Source organism: Phenylobacterium sp., from assembly GCF_965229015.1.
In the GTDB taxonomy this organism is placed as follows: Bacteria; Pseudomonadota; Alphaproteobacteria; order Caulobacterales; family Caulobacteraceae; genus Phenylobacterium.
The window spans coordinates 2,053,494-2,075,600 of the sequence record NZ_CBDDIM010000001.1 but is presented as its reverse complement, the minus strand read 5'-3'; the positions used below and the strand labels follow the sequence as shown (position 1 = coordinate 2,075,600).

Here is a 22,107-nt window from a genome sequence, read left to right as displayed (position 1 = left end):
AAGCCACGCCGCGCGAGCGCGCGGCGAAATCGCGCGGTCGCTCAGGCGCGCCGCTGCTCGACGGTGTCGGCGCTGAAGCGCGCCATCTCGATCTGGGCGGCCACGCCGGTGGGCAGGTCCTTGTCGGTGATCATGGCCAGGCGCTCGATGGCCTCGGCGCGGAACTGCTCCACCTGGACCGTGGCGAAGGCGGGCTCGGTGAGGGCGTAGGCCAGGCAGAGCTCCTCGGCCGACCAGCCCTGGGTCTGGTGCAGGAAGGCGTAGGTGCCGGCGCCGGCCAGGGGCTCGGCGCGGCGGAACAGGCCCGCCTTCGGGACCACCCCGCCGCCGCCCGGTCGGCACAGGGCCGGCGGGAAGGGATCATAGGCGATCATGGTCATGTCGCGGGCCGAGGCGTCCTTGATCCGCCGCCGGGCCTTCCAGTCGGAGATCAGGCTGAAGGGGGTGGCGAGCACGTCGAAGGCGCCGCTGTCGATGCAGGTGTCGATGCAGGGGCCATCCCCCACCACGCCGATATGCAGGGCCAGGCCCGCGGCCCGCAGGTCGGCGAGATAGCCATGGGCGTCAGGCGCCAGGCTCTCGAAGGCCGCCTCGTCCATCATCAGCAGGTCGAAATAGCCGGCCCCGGTCTTGGCCAGGCCGCCGCGGACGCTCAGGGAGATGGCCTCGGCGGTCAGCACCTTGCGGGGATCGCCGCGCAGACGCCAGCCGACCGAGATCAGCCGGCGCTCCACCGCGCGCAGGGCTTCGCCGACCCCCAACGCCATGACGTCGGATCCGGCGGTGATCTCGAAGCAGTTGACGCCGGCCTCCATGGCCGAGAAGGCCAGGGTGCGCCAGGCGTGCGTCGTGGTCATGTTGGGAGCTTCGCGCAGCAGCAGGCTGATGGCCGAAACCGCCTTGCCGCTCGCGCCGAAGGGCCGGTAGCGCATGGCGGCCTAACCCGGGGCCTGGGTCTCGAGGGCGAGCGCATGCAACTCGCCGCCCATCTTGCCCTTCAGGGCGGCGTAGACGAGTTGGTGCTGCTTGACCCGCGAGAGGCCGGCGAAGGCCTTCGAGACGATGCGGGCGCGATAGTGGTCGCCGTCGCCTGCCAGGTCCTCGACCTGGATCTCGGCGTCGGGGAAACCCTCGCGGAGCGAGGCTTCCAGATCGGCGATGGGCATGGGCATGGGAATCGCGCCTCTCAGGTGATCGTTTCTGCGCTAGAAAGCTTAACAAGCCTTGGATCGGGGGGTCGGTTTCATGTTGCGGATGATCGTCGCGCTCGTCCTGGCCATGGGGACGTCGGCCTGCGCGGTGGTGAGTTCCGAGCGGCCGCTGTTCACCGCCGCCGACAGCGTCGGGGCGCCGGTGCTGCGGCCGGGTCTCTGGGCCGCCATCGAGCCGGCCTGCAAGTTCAATCCCCGCAGCCCCGCCGCGTCCTGGCCCAAGTGCGTCAGCGCCGTCGTGGTGGGCCCCAGCACCCTGGTCGACGTCAAGCGCAGCGACGATCCGTCCGGCTCCGACCCCACCGTCCAGACCTATCGGCTGGCGGCCGGCGACCCGGTGGTGGTGCAGATTCAGACCCCACCCGAGCCGGGCGCCTTCTATTACGGCCTGCGGCCCATGGCCTCGGACGGACAGGGGCGAATCACCAATGTCCGCTTCTGGTACGGGCGGTGCGAAGCGCCGATCCCCGCCGGCCAGACGGCCAAGAAGCGCAAGCTGCTGGCGGGCCTCTATCCCATCAAGGGTCAGGAAGCCGGTTGCCTGGCCCGGACGCCGGCGGCGGTGCGCAACGCCGTGCGGCTGAGCGAGGCCTGGGCCTTCGAGGGCGGGGCCGACGAGGCCGGCGGCGTCGTCCGCTGGATCCGCGACGGCGACCGATAGGCCCCTCCCGCGAGGAGAGGGGCCCCGGGATCGTCAGTCGATGATGGCCGAGTAGATCAGGCTCTTCAGCTGGCCGCGGAAGTTGAAGGTGCCCGAGGGCATCAGCTGGGTCATGAACACCACCGAGAGGTCCTCCTTGGGGTCCACCCAGAAGATGGTGGAGGCCGCGCCGCCCCAGTAGTAGTCGCCCGACCCCAGGGTGGCGGTCTGGGTCTGGCTCATGGTCGAGGCGAAGCCCAGGCCGAAGCCCACGCCCTCGTTGGCGGTCTCGGAGAAGCCGCCGATCGCCATCTGGGTCAGGTCCTTGCCGCCGGCCAGGTGGTTCATGTGCATCATTTCCAGGGTGCGCGGGCCGATCACGCGATGGCCGTCCAGCTCCCCGCCCCGGCGCAGCATCTCGCAGAAACGCATGTAGTCGGCCGTCGTGCCGGTGAGGCCGCCGCCGCCGGACTTGAAGCCGGGGTCCTTGGTGAACTCGCTGGTCATGGGGTCGTCCATCACCTTGAGCTTCTTGTCGGGGCCGCGCTGATAGTTGGCGCAGAAGCGGTCGATCTTGTCGGGCGCCACGAAGAAGGCGGTGTCCGTCATGCCCAGGGGGCCGAAGATCTCCTCCTGCAGGTACTGGGCGAAGGGCTTGCCGGATATCACCTCCACCAGGGCGCCGCAGATGTCGGTGGCGAGGGAATACATCCAGCGCTCGCCGGGCTGGTAGAGCAGCGGCACCTGGCCGAGCTTGTCGAGGAACTCCATCATGGAGTCCTTGCCGCCGACGCTGCGCACCTTCAGGCCGCGATAGATCTTGTCGACGGGGTGCTGGTCGCCGACGCCGGGCAGGCCGCCGCCATAGGTGAAGCCGCCGGTGTGGGAGAGCACGTCCTTGAAGGAGACCGGGCGCTTGGGCGCCTCGGTGACCATGTCCTCGCCCTCGCCGGAGACCCAGACGCGGTGCTTCTTCCAGGAGGGGACGAAGCGGCTGACAGGGTCGTTGAGCTGGAAATAGCCCTTTTCGTACAGGGTCATCAGCGCGATCGAAGTGATCGGCTTGGTCATGGAATAGATGCGGAAGATGGCGTCATCCATCATCGGCTTGCCGCGCTCCAGGTCCATGGAGCCGAAGGACTTCTGATAGGCAGAATGGCCGTGCCGGGAGACGGCGATCTGGCAGCCGGCGATCTTCTGCGGGCCGATATAGTTGCGCTCGATATGGTCGGTGATGCGTTCCAGCCGACCAGCGTCGAGCCCGGTCCATTGGGAATGGGCGTCCATGAATAGTTCCTCCGAAAATCTCAGCTGTTCTAATTGCCGGCATCATTAGCCCGAGGCGGGGCCAAGCCAAGAAAATCCTGACGCGGCGTCAGGGCGATCGCGGCGTTGCCCCGGCGGCGCGGACGGGCGATGACGATGGGAACGAGGAAGAGGAACCCGCCGATGCAAGCGCTCTACGACCTGGCCGAGACCATCGGCGCCCAGCTCAAGGCCCGCAAGGAGACGGTGGCCGTGGCCGAAAGCTCCTCGGGCGGCCTGGTGTCGGCGGCCCTGCTCAGCGTCGGCGGGGCCTCGGCCTATTATCTGGGGGGCGGGGTGATCTACACGGGCAAGGCCCGCATGGTGCTGCTGGAACTGCCCAGGGAGGCCGTCGCCGGCATGCGCTCGGCCAGCGAGCCCTACGCCATGCTGCTGGCCCGCACGGTCCGCGAGCGGTTCGGGGCCACCTGGGGCGTCTCGGAGACCGGGGCGGCGGGCCCCACCGGCAATCCCTACGGCGACGCCGCCGGCCACACCTGCATCGCCATCTCCGGCCCCATCGAGATGGCCATGACCATCGAGACCGCGTCGGACGACCGCAGGGCCAATATGGAGGCTTTCGCCGCCGCCGTGCTGCGGATGCTGGAGCGCTCCCTCAGCGAGTAGGTCAGGGCGCCTCGAAGGCCGGCTGGCCGCGCACGCCCAGGGGGGCGAAGTGGGCGCGGTAGTCGGTGGGGGTCATGCCGGTGATCCGCTTGAACAGGCTGCGGAAGAAGGCCACGTCGTCGTAGCCGACCTCCGAGCTGATGGACTGGATCGGCTTGGCGTCGCGCTCCAGCATGTTCTTGGCCGCCTCGATCCGCAGGGCCTGGAGGTAGGCCGCCGGCAGCCGTCCGGTGGCGGCCTTGAAGTGCCGCACGAAGGTCCGCGCTCCGAGGCCTGCATGGTCGGCCAGGTCCTGGGTGGAGACGTCGCGGGACAGGTTGGTCTGCAGGAAGGCCTCCACCTGGCGGATGCGGGAATCGTCGTGCGGCTGGGAGACCGGCAGGACCGCATAGCCCGACTGGTGGATGCGCGGCATGGGCAACAGCAGGGCCTTGGCGCACTTCAGCGCCACCTCGTGGCCACACAGCTTTTCCACGAGATAGAGGCTGACATCCATCGAGGCGTAGACCCCGCCGCTGCACAGCAGGCGGGAATCCTCGGTCACGAACAGGTCCTGCCGCCAGCGCACCTTCGGATAGCGGGCGCAAAGCCGGTCGGAGACCGCCCAGTGGGTGGTGGCGATCCGCCCGTCCAGCAGGCCCGCCTCGGCCAGATAGGCCGCGCCCATGCAGACACCCGCCACATAGGCGCCCTGGGCGTAGTGCCGCTTCAGCCAGGGCAGCAGGGCGCTGTTCTCGACGAGCTTCAGATCGAGGTCGAGCCCCGAGGTCGGCACGATGATGATGTCGGTCCGCTCGATGGCGTCGAGGGAGGTCTCTGGGGTGATCGACAGGCCGTAGGGGCTGCGGACCGCCCCGCCGCTAAGCGACACGGTCCGCACCCGGAAGGCGGGTTGGGGCGCCTGGTCGTGGAGGTCGTTCCAGAGCGTGCCGGCGGAGTGGAAGATCTCCACCGGCATGATCGCCGTCGAGGACAGCCCGTCGTCGAGCAGCACCACGGTCACGTCCAGCACTGGGCGCTCCTTCATCTGCAGGATCCCCAACCTTCCTAGCCCGCCGTGGTCGGGTCGATGGACCCGGACAGCAGGGTGATCTTGTTGGCGGGGAAGCCGCTCAGTTTCGCATGTTCCTGAACCGCCGCCTCGTCCTCGGCCAAGTAAACGCAGAAGGTCTTGTCTTTGGCGACAAAGGACTCCTGCCACTGGACGCGGGGAGACAGCTTGGCGAGGGCGGCGTTGGAGGTGGCCGCCGCGCCCTTGAGCTCCTCGGCGGTCATCTTGTCGACGCCGGGGATGTCCCGCTCGATCATGTACTTCTTCATAGGTAAGGCTCCGTTTCAGGGAGCGCGAACCTGACCGCAGTCGCGGTTTGGCGGTAGACGGCGATCAGGACAACCTAGGGGGGCGATTTGCCCTTGCCCAGATGCTCCCCCACATCGCGCTAGCGCGCTGGGGGGGGGGGATCTTAGGCGCTTACCCCATATAGCCCGGCATCCAGCCCTCGTGGCTCGTGCGCAGGTCGTCCAGTGAAACGCTGAAGATGCCGGCGCAGGCCAGGGCCTGGCCGTCGGCGTGGCCGACGACCTCGCCCGCGATCCCGGCCGCGTGGGCGGCCTTCAGCAGGGCGATGGGATCGGCGACGGCGATCAGGTAGCGGCCCTGGTCCTCGCCGAACAGCAGGGCGTGGTCGGGGAGCTTGGAGGGCAGTTCCAGGGTGACGCCGACGTTGGAGGCGAGCGCCATCTCGGCGGCCGCGGCCACCAGCCCGCCGTCGGACAGGTCGTGGACGACGGTCACCCGCCGGGCCTCGATCTCGCCGCGCACGAAGTCGCCGATCCGGCGTTCCATCGCCAGGTCCACCGGCGGCGGCGCGCCGTCCTCGCGGCCCAGGATTTCGCGCAGGTACATGCTGGCGCCCAGTTCGCCGCGGGTCTCGCCCAGCAGCACCAGGGTGTCCCCGGCCTTCATGCCCGCGAAATCGGCCCGCTTGGTGGAGTCGGCCAATATGCCCACGGCCCCCACGGTCGGCGTCGGCGGAATGGCCGCGCCATTGGTCTCGTTGTAGAGCGACACGTTCCCGCTCACGACCGGGAAGTCCAGCGCCCGGCAGGCCTCGGCCATGCCGTCGATGGCGCGGACGATCTGGCCCATGATCTCGGGGCGCTCGGGATTGCCGAAGTTCAGGTTGTCGGTGATGGCGATGGGGTCGGCGCCCACGCAGGTCAGGTTGCGCCAGGCCTCGGCCACGGCCTGCTTGCCGCCTTCATAGGGGTCATTCTGCACATAGCGCGGGGTGACGTCGGAGGTCATGGCCAGCGCCTTCCTGGTCCCGTGCACCCGCACGATCCCGGCGTCGGCGCCGGTGGCGCTGTCCTCCAGGGTGTCGGCCATGACGTGGCGGTCGTACTGCTCCCAGAGCCAGCGCTTGGAGGCCATGTCCGGGGCGCTCATCAACTGAAGCACCGCCTTGCCGTAGTCGTCGGGCTCGGGAATCTCGGCGGGGTTCAGGCGTGGGTGCAGGGCGGGTTGCGCCCAGGGCCGGTCGTAGAGCGGGGCGTCTTCGAACAGGGGCGCCAGCGGCACGTCGCAGACGGTTTCGCCCTTGTGCTTCAGCACCAGGTGGCCGGTGTCGGTGGTGTGGCCGATGACGGCGGCGTCCAGACCCCACTTCTCGAAGATGGCGTGGCCGTCGTGCTCGCGGCCGGGCTTCAGGACAGCCAGCATGCGCTCCTGGCTCTCCGACAGCATCATCTCGTAGGCGGTCATGCCCTCTTCGCGCTGGGGCACCATGTCCAGGTCCAGCTCGATGCCGACCTCGCCCTTGCCAGCCATCTCCACGGAGGAGGAGGTGAGGCCCGCCGCCCCCATGTCCTGGATGGCGGCCACGGCGCCCGAGGCCATGAGCTCCAGGGTCGCCTCGATCAGCAGCTTCTCGGCGAAGGGGTCGCCGACCTGGACGGTGGGGCGCTTCTCGTCCGACGCGTCGTCGAATTCCTGGCTGGCCATGGTGGCGCCGTGGATGCCGTCGCGACCGGTCTTGGAGCCGAAATAGACCACCGCCAGGCCCGCCGAGGGGGCGGCCGAGTAGAAGATTTTGTCGGCGTCGGCCAGGCCCACGCACATGGCGTTGACCAGGATGTTGCCGTCATAGCCCTTATGGAAATTGGTCTCGCCGGCCACGGTGGGCACGCCCACGCAGTTGCCGTAGCCGCCGATGCCGCTGACCACGCCGGCCACCAGGCGCTTGGTCTTCGGGTGGCTGGGATCGCCGAAGCGCAAGGCGTTCAGCAGGGCGATGGGGCGCGCGCCCATGGTGAAGACGTCGCGCATGATGCCGCCGACCCCGGTCGCCGCCCCCTGATAGGGCTCGATATAGGAGGGGTGGTTGTGGCTCTCCATCTTGAAGATGCAGGCCTGGCCGTCGCCGATGTCGACCACGCCCGCGTTCTCGCCCGGCCCGCAGATCACCCGGGGACCCTTGGTGGGGAACTTGCCCAGGTGGATCTTGCTGGACTTGTAGGAGCAGTGCTCGCTCCACATCACCGAGAACACGCCCAGCTCGACCGGGGTCGGTTCGCGGTTCAGGCGTTTGACGATGAGGTCGTATTCCTCGGGCTTCAGGCCGTATTCGGCGGCCGTCTCGGCCAGGGTCTTCACAGGCTGGGCGCTCATGGCGCGCCTTCTAGCCGGACTCGGGCGCGCACGCGATAGGGGCAGGCGATTCCCTGCGCCGCTTGAGCCGATCCTGCCGCCCGCGTGGCCACGCCAGGCGCCATCCGTCGCGCTGATTGTCGCGGGCCTGCGTCCTTAAGGGGCCCTTAACCCTCACCGCCCAGCTTCGCCGGATTACTCAGTCTGGGTGTATTTCCGCCATGCCGCGTACCATCGACGACCGCCTCCGCTTCATGAAGCTGGACCAGGAGGCGCAGGCGCGCATCGCCAGCCTGAAGCCGGTGGTCATGAAGGCCCTGCCCGCGGCCCTGGACGGATTCTACGACCAGGTCCGGGCGACGCCGGAGACCCGGGCGCATTTCTCAAGCGACGCGCACATGACGGCGGCCCAGAACCGGCAGCTCGGTCACTGGGACATGATCTCCAGCGGCCAGTTCGACGACACCTACGCCAAGGCGGTCACCAAGGTGGGCGAGGTTCACGCCCGCATCGGCCTGGAGCCCAGCTGGTACATCGGCGGCTACGCCCTGGTGCTGGAGGCCCTGCTGACCAAGGTTCTGGAAGCGCGCTGGCCGAAGGGCGGCTTCGGCGCGCGCGGGCCGGACGTCAAGACGGTGGCCGCCGAGGTGGGCGCCCTCACCAAGGCGACCTTCCTGGACATGGACATCGCCATCTCCGTCTATCTGGAGGCCCTGGAGACCAAGCGGGTCGAGGCCGAGAGGGAGCGCCGCGAAAGCGAGGAACAGCAGAATCAGATGGTCGCGGCCCTGGCCGACGGCCTGCGCCGGCTCGCGGGGGGCGATCTCACGGCGACCATGACCGTTCAGGTCGATCCTCGCTTCCAGGGGATCAAGAGCGATTTCAACGTCGCCCTGGACGGGCTGCGCGAGGCCATGTCGGCGATATCCACCTCGACCTCGGCGGTGCGGGGCGGGTCCGACGAGATCTCCACTGCGGCCGACGACCTGTCGCGCCGCACCGAGCACCAGGCCGCCAGCCTGGAGCAGACCGCCGCGGCCCTGGACGAGATCACCGCCACGGTGCGCCAGACGGCGTCGGGCGCGCGCGCGGCCTCGGAGGTGGTGCTGGCCGCCCGCGGCGACGCCCAGGCCAGCGGCGACGTCGTTCGGCAGGCCGTCGCCGCCATGGCGCAGATCGAGCAATCCTCCACCCAGATCAGCCAGATCATCGGGGTGATCGACGAGATCGCCTTCCAGACCAACCTGCTGGCCCTCAACGCCGGGGTCGAGGCCGCCCGCGCCGGCGAGGCGGGTCGCGGCTTCGCCGTCGTCGCCTCCGAGGTCCGGGCGCTCGCCCAGCGCTCGGCGGAAGCGGCGAAGGAGATCAAGACCCTGATCTCGGCCTCCAGCCAGCAGGTGGGATCGGGGGTGCAGCTGGTGGGCCAGACCGGCGAGGCCCTCCAGCGGATCGTCGATCGGGTCGCCGAGATCGACAGCATGGTCAGCGAGATCGCCGCCACGGCCCAGGAGCAGTCGGTGGGCCTGGCCCAGGTCAACACCGCGGTGAACCAGATGGACCAGGTCACCCAGCAGAACGCCGCCATGGTGGAGGAGACCACCGCGGCGGCCAGCAGCCTGCGCTCCGAAGCCGGCGAACTGAGCCGCCTGATCAGCCGCTTCGAGACCGGCGCCCCGGCCGCGGCCGCCCGCGTTGAGATGGCCCCTCGCCGACGGCTGGCAAGCTAGCCCCCGCGCTGACGCCGGCGTTGACTGACCCGTGGTCACCGCCGTCATGTCGAGTCCGACGGGGCGCGGCGAACGCGCCCGGGAGGGACCGGCGATGTGGGGTAGGTTTTCGGCGCTGATGGGCGCGGCTGCGGTCTGTCTGGCGACGGGCGGGGCCCAGGCGGCCCCCACCTTCAAGGCCAAGATCACCCGCACCCAATATGGCGTTCCCCACATCAGCGCCGCCGACTATGGCGGGATCGGCTATGGCCAGGCCTACGCCTTCGCCCAGGACAATCTCTGCCTGCTGGCCGACAAGGTGGTCACCGTCAACGGCGAGCGCTCGAAGTATTTCGGCCCCGACGGCGTCACCACCATCGCCTTCGCCGAGACCAAGAACCTGGAGAGCGACTTCTTCTTCCGCGCCAACCTGGACGTCGCGGCCCTTAAGACCAATTTCGACAAGCTGTCGGCCGACTACCGCAACCTCGTCCTGGGCTATGTGGCCGGCTACAACCGGTTCCTGCGCGACACCCCCAAGGCCCGCCTGCCGGCCGCCTGCCGCGACGCCGCCTGGCTGCGGCCGATCCATCTCGACGACATGCTGCGCCTCAACGAGGAACGGATGATCCAGGCCAGCGGCGGGGCGTGGCTGCGCCAGGTCAACGCCGCGGCCCCGCCGGCCAGCAAGGCCCAGGCGGCGCTGGACGCGCCGGGCCTGCCCGCCGATCCGGCGCAGTTCGGCCTGGGCAGCAACGGCTGGGCCTTCGGGCGAGACGTCACCGCCAACAGGTCCGGCGTCCTGCTGGGCAATCCGCACTTCCCCTGGGAGACCACCAACCGCTTCTACCAGGTCCACCTGACCATCCCGGGCAAGCTGGACGTCATGGGGGTCACCATCGGCGGCGCGCCCGGCATGTCCATCGGCTTCAACAGGGACGTGGCCTGGACCCACACGGTCTCCACCGACCGCCACTTCACGATCTTCGAGCTCAGCCTCGATCCGGCCGATCCCACCGCCTACTTCGTCGACGGCAAGCGCCTGAGCATGGCCTCAAAGGCCGTGACCGTGGAGGTCAAGGACGGCCCGCCCCAGACGCGAACGGTCTACACATCCGTCTATGGACCCCTGGTGGTCATGCCCCAGGTGGGGGTCGCCTGGAGCGCCAAGACCGCCTACGCCCTGCGCGACGCCAACAGGAACAATGTCCGCTCCGGCGACACCTGGCTCGACATCGCCCGCGCCCGCTCGGTCGAGGAGATCAAGGCCGGGATCAGCAAGACCCTGGGCATCCCCTGGGTGAACACCATCGCCAGCGACCGCGGGGGCCAGGTTCTCTACGCCGACATCACCGCCACCCCCAATGTCACCGCCGAGCTGGCCAAGACCTGCGCCCCGCCTTCGGGCCTGGGGCCGCTGGCCGCCACGGCGCGGATCTATGTGCTGGATGGTGCGCGCTCGGCCTGCAACTGGGAGGTCGCCGCCGGGACGCCGTCCCCGGGCCTGGCGCCCGGCGAGGCCATGCCGTCCCAGATTCGCACCGACTATGTGGCCAACAGCAATGACAGCTACTGGCTGGCCAACGCCCGCGCGCCGATGGCCGCCTTCGCCCCCATCGTCGGGCCCACCGCCGTGGCCCAGAACCTGCGCACCCGTTCGGGCCTGATGGAGATCGAGGCGCGCCTGGCCGGGACCGACGGCCTGCCGGGCAAGACCATCGACCCCGCCGCCGTCGAGGCCATGCTCTACCGCAACCGCAACCTGGCGGCGGACCTGGCCATCCCCGACCTGCTGAAGCTGTGCGCCGAGGCGCCGAGCGGGACCAGCACGGCGGGCCAGGATGTCAGCCTCGCCGACGCCTGCACGGTGCTTGCCCAGTGGGACCGGCGGATGAATATCGACAGCCGCGGCGCCCACCTGTTCGTGGAGTTCTGGCGCAAGGCCGAGCGCATTCCCGGCCTCTGGGCCACGCCCTTCGACCCCACCGACCCTGTCCACACCCCGAGCGGCCTGAACGCCGCCGCCAGCGCCAAGATCAAGACGGCGCTCGCCGACGCCGTAGAACTGCTGGCCTCCAAGGGCGTGACCCTCGACGCCCCCTGGGGCCAGGTGCAGTACGCCGTGCGCGGCGACCAGAAGATCCCGATCCACGGCGGCGAGGGGAGCGACGGGGTGCTCAACGCCCAGCAGTCGGCCTGGGTGGGGTCGGGTCTCGTCCCCTTCCACGGCTCCAGCTACATCCAGGTGGTGACCTTCGACGCCAAGGGGCCGGTGGCCGACGCCATCCTCACCTATTCCCAGTCCACCGATCCGGCCTCGCCGCACTTTGCCGACCAGACCCTGCTGCACGCCAAGAAGGGCTGGGTGCGCCTGCCGTTCTCGGACGCCGAGATCGCCGCCGACAAGACCCTGACGGTGACGACGATCGCGGAGTGATCCCGATCTGGACTTATCGGGCCGCCAGGGTCAGGGCTTTGACCTGGTCAGCCGAGAGGGAGATCACCACGACGGTGGCGGGCTCCCGGCGCAGGGCCGCCTGGTGCGGCTGGTCCAGCCAGCGGACGTGGGGCGGGACCGGCGGCTGGGCGGCCCAGGCGCCGAGGCCTGTCGCGCCGGCCAGGGCCATGACGATCCAGAAGCCCGCCAGGGCGCGGCTCTGGGACGGCCGCGCCTGCTTCAGCATGTCGATCCGCGCCTCCAGGGGATGACGCGACGGGGCCGGCCAGTAGCAGCCGAAGGGCAGTGGATCGGCGGCGAGCTGGGTCTTCAGCATGGTCTGGGCGTAGCGGCGCCGTTCGCTGGGCCGCCGGGCCATCACCGTGGCGTCGCAGGCCAGCTCCTGGTCCAGGCGGACGTGATAGGCGGCCAGATGGACCAGGGGGTTGAACCAGTTGATCGCCTGGGCCAGGGCGACCCAGGCATTGATCTTTGGATCGCCGCGATCGATGTGGGCCCGCTCGTGGGCTCGGACCAGGGCGCGCTCCTCGGGCGTGAAGCGGTCGTGGTGGTCGGCTGGAGTGACGATGCGCGGGGCGATGATTCCCACCACCGCCGGCCCCGCGGCGCCGGCCTTGGCGCGCTGCAGGAACCGCCACTGGCCAAGGACCATCAGGGCCAGGAGGGCGAAGGCGCCGGCCGCCCAGACCGCCACCACCAGGGACAGGCCGGCCGGCTGGGTCAGGGGGATCGGCAGGGGCCGGCAGGCGCAGGGCGAAGACCAGGGCGATCGCCAGGCTGGCGGCCAGGTTGGCCCGCAGGAGGTCGGCCAGCAGGTCAGTCATCATCGTCGAGCTCCGCGATCAGCTTCTTGAGGCGAGCGATCTCTTCGGGTTTCAGCTTCCGGTTCTGGGCGAAGTGGGCGACGAGTGGGGCGAGCTGGCCCTCGAACAGCCGGTCCAGCAGGCCCTGGCTCTCGTCCTGCACGTAGTTGGCCCGCGCGATCAGGGCGACGTACTGGTGGCGGCCCTCGACCCGTTCGGACCGGATGGCCTTCTTCTTCAGCAGGCGGTTGATCAGGGTCTTCACCGTCGCCTCGGCCCAGGGCTGGCGGGCGCGGACATCGGCAACGATCTCGTCGGCGGTGAGCGGCGTCTTCCGCCACAGCGCCTCCATGATCTGACTTTCGGCTTCGGTGATGTTCATGGGACTTACGCTTGTAATTTTGACCGAGGCTACGCGCCTCCGCTCTCAAGTCAAGCCGGCTGCCCAGGTCCGATTCCCGCCAGATCGACTCCTCAAGTCTGGTAGACTGCAGCCATGTCAGAGCTCGGCTACACCCTCTTCGACACGCCCATCGGCCGCTGCGGGCTGGCCTGGGGCGAGGCCGGCATCGCCGCCGTGCGTCTGCCCGACAGCTCCGACGCCAGGGCGCGGGCCCGGTTCGAGCAACGGTTCCCCGGGATCGCGGCGCGCGAACCGACCCCGGAGATCGCCGCGGCCGTCGCCCGCATCCAGGGCCTGCTGGCCGGGGGCAAGGACGACCTGGCCGATATCGTCCTGGACATGGAGGGCCTGAGCGACTTCCAGCGCCGGGTCTACGCCATCGGCCGGTCCATTCCGCCCGGCCAGACCCTGACCTATGGCGAGGTGGCGCGGCGCCTCGGCGATCCGACGGCCTCGCGGGCGGTCGGCGAGGCCATGGGCAAGAACCCGTTCCCCATCATCATGCCCTGCCACCGCGTCCAGGGAGCCGACGGCAAGCTGGGCGGCTTCTCCGCGCCCGGCGGCGGAGCGACCAAGCTCAAGCTGCTGGAGATCGAGGGCGCGACCTCGGTCGACGCCCTGCCGCTGTTTGCTAGGCGCTAGCCAGGGCGCTCTGGAACAGGATCGCCCCGTCGGCCGAGCCCAGCTCGGCCTCGAAGGCGCGGTCGGGGTGGGGCATCAGGCCGAGCACATTGCCCCGCGCATTGACCACGCCGGCGATGGCGTGGGCCGAGCCGTTTGGATTGTCCTTGTAGCGGAACACCACCTGGCCCTCGCCCTCGATGCGGGCCAGGGTCTCGGGATCGGCGAAGAAGTTCCCCTCGCCATTGCCCACCGTCATGGTCACTTCGCGGCGCCCGGCATAGCCGGCGGTGAACCGCGTCTGGGCGTTGGTGACTTCGAGCGCCACCGGCTTGCAGACATATTTCAGCGCCTCGTTGCGCAGCAGGGCGCCAGGCAGCATGCCGGCCTCGCAGAGGATCTGGAAGCCGTTGCAGATCCCGACGGTGGCCACGCCGCGTTCGGCCGCCAGCTTGACGTCGTTCATGATCGGCGAGAGGGCGGCCATGGCCCCGCAACGCAGGTAGTCGCCGTAGGAGAAGCCGCCCGGCAGGACGATCAGGTCGATCCCGTGGGGCAGGGCGGTGTCGCCGTGCCAGACCATGTCGACGCTGGCGCCGGTGGAGCGCTCGATGGCGACCTTGCAGTCCCGATCGCAGTTGGACCCGGGGAAGACGATGACGGCGGCTTTCATGGGCGGGGTTCCTAGGCCGATTTGAGCGGGATTTCCAGGCGGGGCAGGCTCATTTCGCCCGCGCCCTGGCCAGGGCCTGCAGATAGGCGGTCAGTTCGGCATAGCCCTTCGCGTCGCCGTAGGGGCAGCCGGAGTTGACGATCCCCGAGGGGGTGACCTCCTGCTTGAGGATGGCCGGGTGCCCCGGCGCGCCGGGCTCGGTGACCATGTAGGAGGTCTGGCCGCCCTTGGCGTTGAAGTAGTGGAACGGCTCGCCGCGCTCCTTGACCGCCGGCTTCATCCCCGGCGTCGCGGCGATCTTGGCGCTGAGCGCCTCGAAGCCCAGGTCGCAATCCAGCACCAGCGGCGGTGTGGGCGGCTCGGGCTTGGCGCAGGCGGTCAGGATGAGCGCCCCCAGAAGCGGGAGCGCCCAGGGCCTCACGCCACCTCGACCCGGTAGCTTTCGATCACCGTGTTGGCGAGCAGCTTCTCGCACATGTCCTTGACCTCGCTCTCGGTCTCGGCGGCGTCCTTGCCCTTGAGGTCGAACTCGATGGTCTTGCCGACCCGGACGCCTTCGACATGACCCCAGCCGAGGCCGTGCAGGGCGGCCTCGACGGCCTTGCCCTGGACGTCCAGCACGCCGGGTTTCAGGAACACATGAACTTTCGCGCGCACTAGTGCAGGCCTCCTTGGATCACGGTGGGCATCTCTTTCATGATGCCCAGCCGCCGGGCGACTTCGGTATAGCTTTCGATGACGTCCCCCAGATCGCGGCGGAAGCGGTCCTTGTCCAGCTTCTCGTTGGTCTGGGTGTCCCAGAGCCGGCAGCTGTCGGGGCTGATCTCGTCGGCCAGGATGACCCGGGCGAAGTCGTTCTCCCACAGCCGGCCGAACTCCACCTTGAAGTCCACCAGGGTGATGCCGACCGCCCCGAAGGTGCCGGTGAGGAAGTCGTTCACCCGCAGGGTGAGCGCCATCATGTCGTCGATCTCCTGGGTCGAGGCCCAGTTGAAGGCGGTGATGTGCTCCTCGGTGACCATCGGATCGCCGAGCTTGTCGTCCTTGAGATAGAATTCGATGATCGAGCGGGGCAGGGCCTGGCCCTCGGGCAGGCCGAACCGCTGCGACAGCGAGCCGGCCGCGACATTGCGGCACACGACCTCGAGCGGGATGATCTCCAGCTCCTTGATCAGCTGCTCGCGCAGGTTCAGGCGTTTGATGAAATGGTTCTGAACCCCGATGGAGTTCAGCCGGGTCATCACATATTCGCTGATGCGGTTGTTGATGACTCCCTTGCCTTCGAGGACCGCTTTCTTCTGGGAATTGAAGGCCGTAGCGTCGTCTTTGAAGTATTGGATCAAGGTTCCGGGCTCCGGCCCCTCATACAGAATCTTGCCCTTGCCTTCGAAGATCTTCTTGCGGCGGGTGGTCATACGCAGCCTTCTCCACGTGGCGAGGGTTCTGGCCAGGGTCGGAAACAAAAAACGCGCGCGAGTGGTCCCAACGCGCGCGGTCCGACGCCCCGCCTCTCGCCGATCTGAGGCCGGCGAAAAATAGACGATTGGGTCTCCGGGCGCAAACGGCATGGGGACATCGCCCATCGAGCGAAGCGTTTACATTGCGACCGCGCCCGCCAGGGGATATGCAACCCCGCTACAGCCTATTCGGAGACCCCATGGCCACCTTCAACGACCGCGAGCGCGGCTTTGAGAACAAGTTCGCGCTGGACCAGGAGCAGGAGTTCAAGGCCGGGGCTCGCCGTAACCGCGCGCTCGGCGAGTGGGCGGCCGGCCTGATGGGCCTGGAGGGCGAACGCGTCGCCGAATACGCCAAGGCCGTGGTCAAGTCCGACTTCGAGCTGCCCGGCGACGAGGACGTGCTGCGCAAGGTGTTCGAGGACCTCAAGGGCTCGGGCGTCAATGTCAGCGAGGGCGATGTCCGCATGAAGATGGACGAACTGCTGGCCCAGGCCCGCGAGGCCATCAAGGGCGGCGGCTGACGCCACCCTCACCTCGGCCCCGCGCCGCGATGACGCCGCCTCGCAAGGGCGGCGTTTTTTGTGTCTGATCCCAGGATGACCGCCGAATCGGCCGCCGACGTCATCGCCCGCCTGGAGCTCGCCCGCCACCCCGAGGGCGGCTGGTACCGCGAGACCTGGCGCGCGCCCTCCGAAGCCCAAGGCCGCAGTCCCGGGACCGCCATCCTCTTCCTGCTGGAGGCTGGCCAGGCCTCCCACTGGCACCGGGTCGACGCCACCGAGCTGTGGCTGTTCCAGGCGGGGGCGGCCCTGACCCTGAAGACCGCGACCCAGGACGCGGGGCCCGTGATTGAGACCCGCCTGGGCGCCGACATCCTGGCGGGCGACTCGCCGCAGCACGCCGTCGCCCCGGGGGAATGGCAGGCGGCCCAGGCCGCGGCCGACGGCTGGGCCCTGGTGGCCTGCGTCGTCGTGCCGGGCTTCGAGTTCGCAGGCTTCGAACTGGCGGCGGCGGGCTGGGCCCCTGGGTCCCGGCTCTCCGCTTCGCTGCGGCCGGGATGACGGGGGAAGTGTGCTGGATGAGTGGGCGCCTCTCCGCAAATCCCCGCGCCAATTGAGCAGGCTCAAGGATCGGCGGGGGATCGGGGGGTAGGTGGGGACAACAGGACGCCCCCCATGCCGCAAGACACCGTCAATTCCGCCGCCGACCTCGAAGCGCTGCTGGGCCCGAGCGCCAAGGCCGGGCCGTGGCGGCGGCGGGGACTGATCGCGGGCGGGGTCGTGCTGGGGATCGTGGCCCTGGTGGCCGCCGTGCTGATCTTCCGGGCGATGAGCGCCCCGGCGCCGGCGGGGTTCGTGACCACCCCGGCGCGGCGCGGCGACCTGGTGGTCTCGGTGCTGGCGACGGGATCGCTGGAGCCGGTGAACCAGGTGGATGTGGGCTCGGAGGTCTCGGGCACGGTCGACAGCGTGCTGGCCGACGACAACGACCGGGTGACCAAGGGCCAGGTGCTGGCCACCCTGGACACCTCGCGCCTGCGCGACCAGATTGCGCTGGGCGAAGCGGCCCTGGAGGCCGCCCAGGCCAATCTGCGCCAGAGCCAGGCCACGGTGACCGAGACCGGGCTGCGGGCCGGACGTCTGCACCGCCTCTACCAGATCTCCAAGGGCGGCTATCCGGCCAAGGCCGACATCGACGCCGCCGACGCGGCGCTGGCGCGCGCGCGGGCCTCGGCGGCGGCCTCGTCGGCCGGGGTGGCCCAGGCCCGGGCCAATCTCAACACCGGCCGCACCAACCTGACGAAGGCCACCATCCGCTCCCCGGTGAGCGGGGTGGTGCTGGCCCGCAAGATCGAGCCCGGCCAGACGGTGGCCGCCACCCTGCAGGCCCCGGTGCTGTTCACGCTGGCCGAGGACATGACCCGGATGGAGCTGCACGTGGACATCGACGAGGCCGACGTCGGCAAGGTGGCCGACGGCCAGCCGGCGGTCTTCACCGTCGACGCCTATCCGGGGCGGACCTATCCGGCCACGGTGACCCGGGTGGGGCTGGGCTCCAAGACCACCGAGGGCGTCGTGACCTATACCGGCATCCTGGCGGTGACCAATGCCGACCTCTCCCTGCGGCCGGGCATGACCGCCAGCGCCGAGATGACCAGTTCGCGGCGGGCCGGCGTGCTGCTGGTCCCCGACGCGGCCCTGCGCTTCACCCCGCCCGAGACCAGCGCCAAGGGCGCGGCCAGCGTCACCAGCGCGCTGGTGCCCCGCATGCCCCGCATGGGCGGACGGGCGACCCGGCGCTCCACAGACCCCAGCGCCCAGCAGGTCTGGGTGCTGCGCGACGGCGTCCCCGCGCGGGTGGCCGTGCGGGTCGGCGCCTCGGACGGACGCGACACCGAGATCACCGGCGGCGACCTGAAGGTGGGGATGGCGGTGATCACCGAAACCGCCGCCGCCGCCAAATGACCGGCTCGCCGGCGAGTCGGCCGCCCCTGATCGAGCTGTCGGGCGTCACCAAGGTGTTCGGCTCCGGCCCGGGCGCCTTCCAGGCCCTGCGGGGGGTGGACCTGAGGGTGGAGGAGGGCGAGTTCGTCGCCATCATGGGACCGAGCGGCTCGGGCAAGTCGACGGCCATGAACATCATCGGCTGCCTGGACGTGCCGAGCGCCGGCTCCTACCGGTTCCGCGGCCTGCACGTGGAGAAGCTGGACCGCCGCCAGCGGGCCCTGCTGCGGCGGCGCCACCTGGGCTTCGTCTTCCAGGGCTACAACCTGCTGCCGCGCACCAGCGCGCTGGAGAATGTCGAGCTGCCGCTCATGTACCGCGGGGTCTCGGGCGTCGAGCGCCGGCGGCTGGCCGCCGAGGCCCTGGCGGTGGTGGGGCTGGAGGGCTGGGGGACGCACACCCCGTCCGAGCTCTCCGGGGGCCAGCAGCAGCGGGTGGCCATAGCCCGCGCCATCGTCACCCGGCCCACCGTCCTGCTGGCCGACGAGCCCACCGGCAACCTGGACAGCGAGATGGGACGCGGGATCATGGACCTGATCCTTGGCCTCAACCGCGACCAGGGGATCGCGGTGCTGATGGTCACCCACGAGCCGGACATGGCCGCCTACGCCCCGCGGCACGTGCGCTTCGTCGACGGGGCGATCGCCTCGGACGGCGCCCACGGGTTGGCCGCCTGATGCTGTGGAGCGCGCTGAAACTGGCCCTGGGGGCCATCCGCCGCAACCTGGTGCGCTCGATCCTGACCGTGCTGGGCGTGGTGATCGGGGTGGCCGCGGTGATCACCATGGTGACCCTGGGCAATGGGGCGACGCTCGCGGTCACCAACCAGATCTCCAGCCTGGGCTCCAACCTGCTGATGGTGCGGCCGGGCCAGAGGATGGGGCCGGAGGCGGGCCGCGCGCCGCGCTTCCGCGACGCCGACGTGGCGGCCATCGAGGCCGGGGTCAGCGGCATCGGCGCCATCTCCGGGGTGGAGAGCGCGGCCGCGGTGATCGTCTACCGCGCCCAGAACTGGTCGACGAGCGTGACCGGGGCCAACCCGGCCTATTTCACCGCCCGCAACCTGATCCTGTCCCGGGGGCGGGTGTTCAACGCCGCCGAGGCCCGCGCCGGGCGGCCGGTCTGCGTGATCGGGGAGACGGTGCGCAAGGAGCTGTTCGCCGCCGCCGACCCGGTGGGGTCGCGCATCCGGGTCAAGGGCTTCGCCTGCGACGTGGTGGGGCTGCTGAAGGCCAGCGGCCAGGTCTCGATGGGGGGCGACCCCGACGACGTGGTGATCATGCCGCTGCGGGCGGTGCAGCGCCGGCTGACCGGGGACCAGGACATCGGGTCCCTGGTGATCTCGGTGAAGGCCAGCGGCGACACCGACCGGGTCAAGACCCAGGTCACCGACATCCTGCGCGAGCGGCGCAAGGTCGCCAGCAACGAGGACGACAATTTCAGCATCATGGACACCCGCCAGATCGCGCAGGCGATGTCGGGGACCACCCGGGTGCTGACCCTGCTGCTGGGGGCGGTGGCGGCCGTCAGCCTGCTGGTGGGGGGGATCGGGATCATGAACATCATGCTGGTCTCGGTGACCGAGCGCACCCGGGAGATCGGCATCCGCCTGGCCATCGGCGCCCTGGAGCGCGACGTGCTGCTGCAGTTCCTGATCGAGGCGGTGGTGCTGTCGGCCTTCGGGGGCCTGGTGGGGGTGCTGCTGGCGGCGGGCGCCTCGGCGGGCCTGGCGGGGTGGATGAAGGTGCCCTTCGCCTTCGACCCGGCGGTGAACCTGCTGGCCTTCACGGTGGCGGCCCTGATCGGGGTGGTGTTCGGCTACTTCCCGGCCCGGCGGGCGGCGCGGCTCGATCCGATCGAGGCGCTGCGGCACGAATAGGGGCGGGGGTTGCCTTAGGGCGAGGTGGTCGCGTGGTAGATGTTCCGTCGTTGTTCTTGGGCGACGTCTCTTGAAAGGAAGAGACCTTGCCCAAGAACGAAGAGAACGACGCAGCCCCTATTGTCAGCGCTGCGCACCTTGATCTCCTGACAGTGCTTGCCTCAGATGTCGCCCTCCGTCGTGATGACGCTGGGACGTGGCGAGTCATATTCCCGTTCGCCAGGCCCAGCGGCTCAACCGCCGCGCGGGGGAAACTGTTGACGCGCTGGTGGCGTCGGGATGGGCAACCGTGTCCGACGATGTTGCCAGCATCACCAGCGAAGGGCGGCGAACGTACGGTGCCGTTCTCACGGATGCGAGTAGGAGCGCTGTTAGGTGGCTGAGGACTTCCGCTGGGATGGCGCGCACTTAGAGCTACCGCTCCTAGACGCCGTTGCGGCGGACCTCGGGAAATCAGTCAAACCCGGAACCGCGAAGTTCAATTTCATGATGCACGCCTTCATCATCCGGTATTTCCTGGGTGACGATTGGTTTGAGAAGCACGTCCATTTGGACGCTCATCCGAACTCATTTCTAAGGCCGAATTTCTCAGGAGATCGCGATGTCGATCCCCGGTATTCGGTGTTGATCCTTCGGCTCGCCGAGCTGTTCATAAACCTGCAGTTCGCGCTTGGGTTCTCGAAATGCCTTGAACACATGAGCCTGGAGCAAATTGAATCCGGGCTGGCCGAGATGCACGTGGGTCAGCTTTTCAAGGAGCGAGGCATTCCCTTCAAGTACGTTGAGGAGGCCGACCGCACCACGGTCGACATCATCTTCGAAGCGCCGGACCACACCCAGGCGCTTTGCGAGATAAAGTGCAAGTACGAGAAGACCAACTTCTCGAAAGGCACGCTACAGTCTGCGTTTCGAGAAGCCAGCAGACAGATTGGGCGCGGCAACTCCGGGATTGTTGTTGTAAAAGTCCCGTCATCGTGGATGAACATCAGTCAATCACGCGCGAGTGAGCCCCCTAACATCAAGATACCGCAGGAAATTATTGACGTAACGAAGGACCAAATTCGACAATATAGCCGGATCAAGAAAGTTGTATTTGTGGTCTCGCACTATGCCTACGATCCGGAATGGGGCCTCAGCGCAACCCACACGACAATGGAATTCAACAACCCAAAGAACGCCGCGCCATGGGACGTCGAGCTTTTGAACGCGTACCCTCCGGGTGATTGGTATAGCATCGTCGCCCTAGGCAAACGTTGGGCCAAGCAAGCATGAACGCCGTGGAAGACGGGGTTACGGTGACACTGTATGAAATAGGACAATCCCATCGTCGGAGGACGCGTTCGGCTTGGGCTGCATTTGCCCGGCGCGAGGCTCCGTTCGGGACTATCTATTTCATACTGTGTCACCGTAATTCCCGAGGCCTATGGGCGGTTCGGTCAGTGGTGCCTGATCAGCGAGGCGACTACTGGGCACCCAGCGTAGACGGACTCTCGTCGCCAACGCACATCTACTTGGCCACTAACGTAAACTGACGTTGACGGTTGGCCTGGTTGTAGACCCGCCAAGCGTACGACGTGTATCCGCCCCGATGGACTTCGAAGAGTAGCACCGTCGCGGCGTAAGGGCAGTCAGATAACTCGCCCTGGCTCCCGCAGGCATGGGTGACGGGATCGTCGTACAGCCGACACCAGAGATTCGACGCCTCGCCCTTGACCTTGACCCAAGCAACGCCCGTGCCGCCAGCAGCAATCTGAGCCGGCTTGCCAATCGTTGCTCCAGCCGGCGGGGAGCCATTGCTACAATAGAGCGACGTGTACAAGGCGGTGCCTGGGGGGCCGTCCACGGGAAGGCCCTGCGGTTCATGGTGGAACTGCTCCGGGTCGCGTCTAGGAGCCGGAATGCCAATCGATGGCCCTCCTCCTCCCCCACACGCCCTCCGGGCATTCTCCCGACACTGGGCCAGTTGCGGGCGACAGAACTGGTCGATCTGCGCCGTTGACCTCGTCTTCATGCAAAAGTCCATCTCATAGCCGCAGTGCAGGGCGCTGGACTGGAAGCAGGCCTCCGAGACCTTCTCCTCCGCCGACGGGGCGCTTCCATAGGCCGAGAAACAGAGTGCAGCCGTGATCGTGGCAAGCCGATTCCAATTCACTCAGAGTGCTCCTATG

Annotated in this window: 23 protein-coding genes; 11 read left to right on the top strand and 12 right to left on the bottom strand. The window is 68.7% G+C overall.

Going from position 1 to position 22,107, the window contains the following annotated elements; genetic code table 11:
• Positions 1 to 41: 41 nt before the first annotated feature.
• Positions 42 to 932 carry a hypothetical protein gene (locus ACO06I_RS10480; protein WP_421932511.1) on the bottom strand — a complete coding sequence of 297 codons (891 nt, stop codon included), beginning with the start codon at positions 930 to 932 and terminating at the stop codon, positions 42 to 44.
• Between the two features lie 6 nt (positions 933 to 938).
• Positions 939 to 1,172 carry a BolA family protein gene (locus tag ACO06I_RS10475; RefSeq protein WP_304699239.1) on the bottom strand — a complete coding sequence of 78 codons (234 nt, stop codon included), beginning with the start codon at positions 1,170 to 1,172 and terminating at the stop codon, positions 939 to 941.
• 73 nt (positions 1,173 to 1,245) lie between these two features.
• Here ACO06I_RS10475 and ACO06I_RS10470 point away from each other — a divergent pair, with 73 nt between their 5' ends.
• Positions 1,246 to 1,872 (top strand): hypothetical protein, encoded by a 627-nt coding sequence (locus ACO06I_RS10470; protein WP_421932510.1) that lies wholly within the window; start codon positions 1,246 to 1,248, stop codon positions 1,870 to 1,872.
• Positions 1,873 to 1,905: 33 nt separating this feature from the next.
• On the opposite strand, the gene ACO06I_RS10465 is transcribed toward ACO06I_RS10470, so the two are convergent.
• Positions 1,906 to 3,138: a serine hydrolase domain-containing protein gene (locus ACO06I_RS10465; RefSeq protein WP_421932509.1), complete on the bottom strand. Its 1,233-nt coding sequence runs from the start codon at positions 3,136 to 3,138 to the stop codon at positions 1,906 to 1,908.
• Positions 3,139 to 3,300: 162 nt separating this feature from the next.
• Here ACO06I_RS10465 and ACO06I_RS10460 point away from each other — a divergent pair, with 162 nt between their 5' ends.
• On the top strand, positions 3,301 to 3,783 hold the full coding sequence (locus ACO06I_RS10460; protein ID WP_421932508.1) for a CinA family protein: 483 nt from the start codon (positions 3,301 to 3,303) through the stop codon (positions 3,781 to 3,783).
• A 1-nt stretch (position 3,784) separates the two neighbouring features.
• Here ACO06I_RS10460 and ACO06I_RS10455 read toward each other — a convergent pair whose 3' ends face one another.
• From ACO06I_RS10455 to purL, 3 genes are all read right to left on the bottom strand, one after another.
• Positions 3,785 to 4,810: a GlxA family transcriptional regulator gene (locus ACO06I_RS10455; RefSeq protein WP_421932507.1), complete on the bottom strand. Its 1,026-nt coding sequence runs from the start codon at positions 4,808 to 4,810 to the stop codon at positions 3,785 to 3,787.
• A gap of 20 nt (positions 4,811 to 4,830) precedes the next feature.
• Positions 4,831 to 5,103 (bottom strand): DUF4242 domain-containing protein, encoded by a 273-nt coding sequence (locus ACO06I_RS10450; RefSeq protein WP_421932506.1) that lies wholly within the window; start codon positions 5,101 to 5,103, stop codon positions 4,831 to 4,833.
• 151 nt (positions 5,104 to 5,254) lie between these two features.
• Positions 5,255 to 7,453, bottom strand: coding sequence for a phosphoribosylformylglycinamidine synthase subunit PurL (gene purL, locus ACO06I_RS10445; RefSeq protein WP_421932505.1), 2,199 nt, complete (start codon positions 7,451 to 7,453; stop codon positions 5,255 to 5,257).
• Between the two features lie 200 nt (positions 7,454 to 7,653).
• Between purL and ACO06I_RS10440 the strand changes: the two genes are divergently transcribed.
• Together ACO06I_RS10440 and ACO06I_RS10435 are read left to right on the top strand one after the other, a co-directional pair.
• Positions 7,654 to 9,159, top strand: a complete 1,506-nt coding sequence (locus ACO06I_RS10440; RefSeq protein WP_421932504.1) for a globin-coupled sensor protein — start codon at positions 7,654 to 7,656, stop codon at positions 9,157 to 9,159.
• A 94-nt stretch (positions 9,160 to 9,253) separates the two neighbouring features.
• On the top strand, positions 9,254 to 11,575 hold the full coding sequence (locus ACO06I_RS10435) for an acylase (RefSeq protein WP_421932503.1): 2,322 nt from the start codon (positions 9,254 to 9,256) through the stop codon (positions 11,573 to 11,575).
• Positions 11,576 to 11,588: 13 nt separating this feature from the next.
• Here the strand turns inward: ACO06I_RS10435 and ACO06I_RS10430 are convergent, their stop codons facing one another.
• The gene (locus tag ACO06I_RS10430) at positions 11,589 to 12,293 is read right to left on the bottom strand and encodes a M56 family metallopeptidase (protein WP_421932502.1); all 705 of its coding nucleotides are present in this window, start codon (positions 12,291 to 12,293) and stop codon (positions 11,589 to 11,591) included.
• 119 nt (positions 12,294 to 12,412) lie between these two features.
• Positions 12,413 to 12,781: a BlaI/MecI/CopY family transcriptional regulator gene (locus ACO06I_RS10425; RefSeq protein WP_421932501.1), complete on the bottom strand. Its 369-nt coding sequence runs from the start codon at positions 12,779 to 12,781 to the stop codon at positions 12,413 to 12,415.
• A gap of 114 nt (positions 12,782 to 12,895) precedes the next feature.
• Here ACO06I_RS10425 and ACO06I_RS10420 point away from each other — a divergent pair, with 114 nt between their 5' ends.
• Entirely contained in the window at positions 12,896 to 13,444 is a 549-nt protein-coding gene (locus tag ACO06I_RS10420; protein WP_421932500.1) for a methylated-DNA--[protein]-cysteine S-methyltransferase, read from the top strand.
• On the opposite strand, the gene purQ is transcribed toward ACO06I_RS10420, so the two are convergent.
• From purQ to purC, 4 genes are read right to left on the bottom strand one after another with little or no spacing between them, the layout of a single operon-like run.
• Positions 13,434 to 14,096 (bottom strand): phosphoribosylformylglycinamidine synthase subunit PurQ, encoded by a 663-nt coding sequence (purQ, locus tag ACO06I_RS10415; protein WP_421932499.1) that lies wholly within the window; start codon positions 14,094 to 14,096, stop codon positions 13,434 to 13,436. The two genes, ACO06I_RS10420 and purQ, sit on opposite strands and share 11 nt — an antisense overlap.
• Before the next feature lie 49 nt (positions 14,097 to 14,145).
• On the bottom strand, positions 14,146 to 14,517 hold the full coding sequence (locus ACO06I_RS10410; protein WP_421932498.1) for a hypothetical protein: 372 nt from the start codon (positions 14,515 to 14,517) through the stop codon (positions 14,146 to 14,148).
• Positions 14,514 to 14,753, bottom strand: coding sequence for a phosphoribosylformylglycinamidine synthase subunit PurS (gene purS, locus ACO06I_RS10405; protein ID WP_215339286.1), 240 nt, complete (start codon positions 14,751 to 14,753; stop codon positions 14,514 to 14,516). Before purS ends, ACO06I_RS10410 begins: the two co-directional genes overlap by 4 nt.
• Complete coding sequence (purC, locus tag ACO06I_RS10400) at positions 14,753 to 15,511, bottom strand: phosphoribosylaminoimidazolesuccinocarboxamide synthase (protein WP_421932497.1); 759 nt, start codon at positions 15,509 to 15,511, stop codon at positions 14,753 to 14,755. The genes purS and purC overlap by 1 nt, the downstream gene beginning before the upstream one ends.
• Before the next feature lie 242 nt (positions 15,512 to 15,753).
• On the opposite strand from purC, the gene ACO06I_RS10395 reads away from it, so the two are divergent.
• From ACO06I_RS10395 to ACO06I_RS10370, 6 genes are all read left to right on the top strand, one after another.
• Positions 15,754 to 16,077, top strand: coding sequence for a DUF1476 domain-containing protein (locus tag ACO06I_RS10395; protein WP_421932496.1), 324 nt, complete (start codon positions 15,754 to 15,756; stop codon positions 16,075 to 16,077).
• A gap of 75 nt (positions 16,078 to 16,152) precedes the next feature.
• Positions 16,153 to 16,617: a cupin domain-containing protein gene (locus tag ACO06I_RS10390; RefSeq protein ID WP_421932495.1), complete on the top strand. Its 465-nt coding sequence runs from the start codon at positions 16,153 to 16,155 to the stop codon at positions 16,615 to 16,617.
• A 114-nt stretch (positions 16,618 to 16,731) separates the two neighbouring features.
• A complete protein-coding gene (locus ACO06I_RS10385) occupies positions 16,732 to 18,021 on the top strand; it encodes an efflux RND transporter periplasmic adaptor subunit (RefSeq protein ID WP_421932494.1) in 1,290 nt (429 codons plus the stop codon).
• The gene (locus ACO06I_RS10380; protein WP_421932493.1) at positions 18,018 to 18,737 is read left to right on the top strand and encodes an ABC transporter ATP-binding protein; all 720 of its coding nucleotides are present in this window, start codon (positions 18,018 to 18,020) and stop codon (positions 18,735 to 18,737) included. The genes ACO06I_RS10385 and ACO06I_RS10380 overlap by 4 nt, the downstream gene beginning before the upstream one ends.
• Positions 18,737 to 19,939 (top strand): ABC transporter permease, encoded by a 1,203-nt coding sequence (locus ACO06I_RS10375; RefSeq protein ID WP_421932492.1) that lies wholly within the window; start codon positions 18,737 to 18,739, stop codon positions 19,937 to 19,939. The genes ACO06I_RS10380 and ACO06I_RS10375 overlap by 1 nt, the downstream gene beginning before the upstream one ends.
• A gap of 375 nt (positions 19,940 to 20,314) precedes the next feature.
• Positions 20,315 to 21,211 carry a hypothetical protein gene (locus ACO06I_RS10370; RefSeq protein ID WP_421932491.1) on the top strand — a complete coding sequence of 299 codons (897 nt, stop codon included), beginning with the start codon at positions 20,315 to 20,317 and terminating at the stop codon, positions 21,209 to 21,211.
• The last annotated feature ends 896 nt before the right edge of the window (positions 21,212 to 22,107 follow it).

Coding starts and splice junctions, on each gene's coding strand:
- ACO06I_RS10480 (WP_421932511.1), bottom strand. CDS start 932: ATGCGCTACCGGCCCTTCGGCGCGAGCGGCAAGGCGGTTTCGGCCATC.
- ACO06I_RS10475 (WP_304699239.1), bottom strand. CDS start 1,172: ATGCCCATGCCCATCGCCGATCTGGAAGCCTCGCTCCGCGAGGGTTTC.
- ACO06I_RS10470 (WP_421932510.1), top strand. CDS start 1,246: ATGTTGCGGATGATCGTCGCGCTCGTCCTGGCCATGGGGACGTCGGCC.
- ACO06I_RS10465 (WP_421932509.1), bottom strand. CDS start 3,138: ATGGACGCCCATTCCCAATGGACCGGGCTCGACGCTGGTCGGCTGGAA.
- ACO06I_RS10460 (WP_421932508.1), top strand. CDS start 3,301: ATGCAAGCGCTCTACGACCTGGCCGAGACCATCGGCGCCCAGCTCAAG.
- ACO06I_RS10455 (WP_421932507.1), bottom strand. CDS start 4,810: ATGAAGGAGCGCCCAGTGCTGGACGTGACCGTGGTGCTGCTCGACGAC.
- ACO06I_RS10450 (WP_421932506.1), bottom strand. CDS start 5,103: ATGAAGAAGTACATGATCGAGCGGGACATCCCCGGCGTCGACAAGATG.
- purL (WP_421932505.1), bottom strand. CDS start 7,453: ATGAGCGCCCAGCCTGTGAAGACCCTGGCCGAGACGGCCGCCGAATAC.
- ACO06I_RS10440 (WP_421932504.1), top strand. CDS start 7,654: ATGCCGCGTACCATCGACGACCGCCTCCGCTTCATGAAGCTGGACCAG.
- ACO06I_RS10435 (WP_421932503.1), top strand. CDS start 9,254: ATGTGGGGTAGGTTTTCGGCGCTGATGGGCGCGGCTGCGGTCTGTCTG.
- ACO06I_RS10425 (WP_421932501.1), bottom strand. CDS start 12,781: ATGAACATCACCGAAGCCGAAAGTCAGATCATGGAGGCGCTGTGGCGG.
- ACO06I_RS10420 (WP_421932500.1), top strand. CDS start 12,896: ATGTCAGAGCTCGGCTACACCCTCTTCGACACGCCCATCGGCCGCTGC.
- purQ (WP_421932499.1), bottom strand. CDS start 14,096: ATGAAAGCCGCCGTCATCGTCTTCCCCGGGTCCAACTGCGATCGGGAC.
- purC (WP_421932497.1), bottom strand. CDS start 15,511: ATGACCACCCGCCGCAAGAAGATCTTCGAAGGCAAGGGCAAGATTCTG.
- ACO06I_RS10395 (WP_421932496.1), top strand. CDS start 15,754: ATGGCCACCTTCAACGACCGCGAGCGCGGCTTTGAGAACAAGTTCGCG.
- ACO06I_RS10390 (WP_421932495.1), top strand. CDS start 16,153: ATGACCGCCGAATCGGCCGCCGACGTCATCGCCCGCCTGGAGCTCGCC.
- ACO06I_RS10385 (WP_421932494.1), top strand. CDS start 16,732: ATGCCGCAAGACACCGTCAATTCCGCCGCCGACCTCGAAGCGCTGCTG.
- ACO06I_RS10380 (WP_421932493.1), top strand. CDS start 18,018: ATGACCGGCTCGCCGGCGAGTCGGCCGCCCCTGATCGAGCTGTCGGGC.
- ACO06I_RS10375 (WP_421932492.1), top strand. CDS start 18,737: ATGCTGTGGAGCGCGCTGAAACTGGCCCTGGGGGCCATCCGCCGCAAC.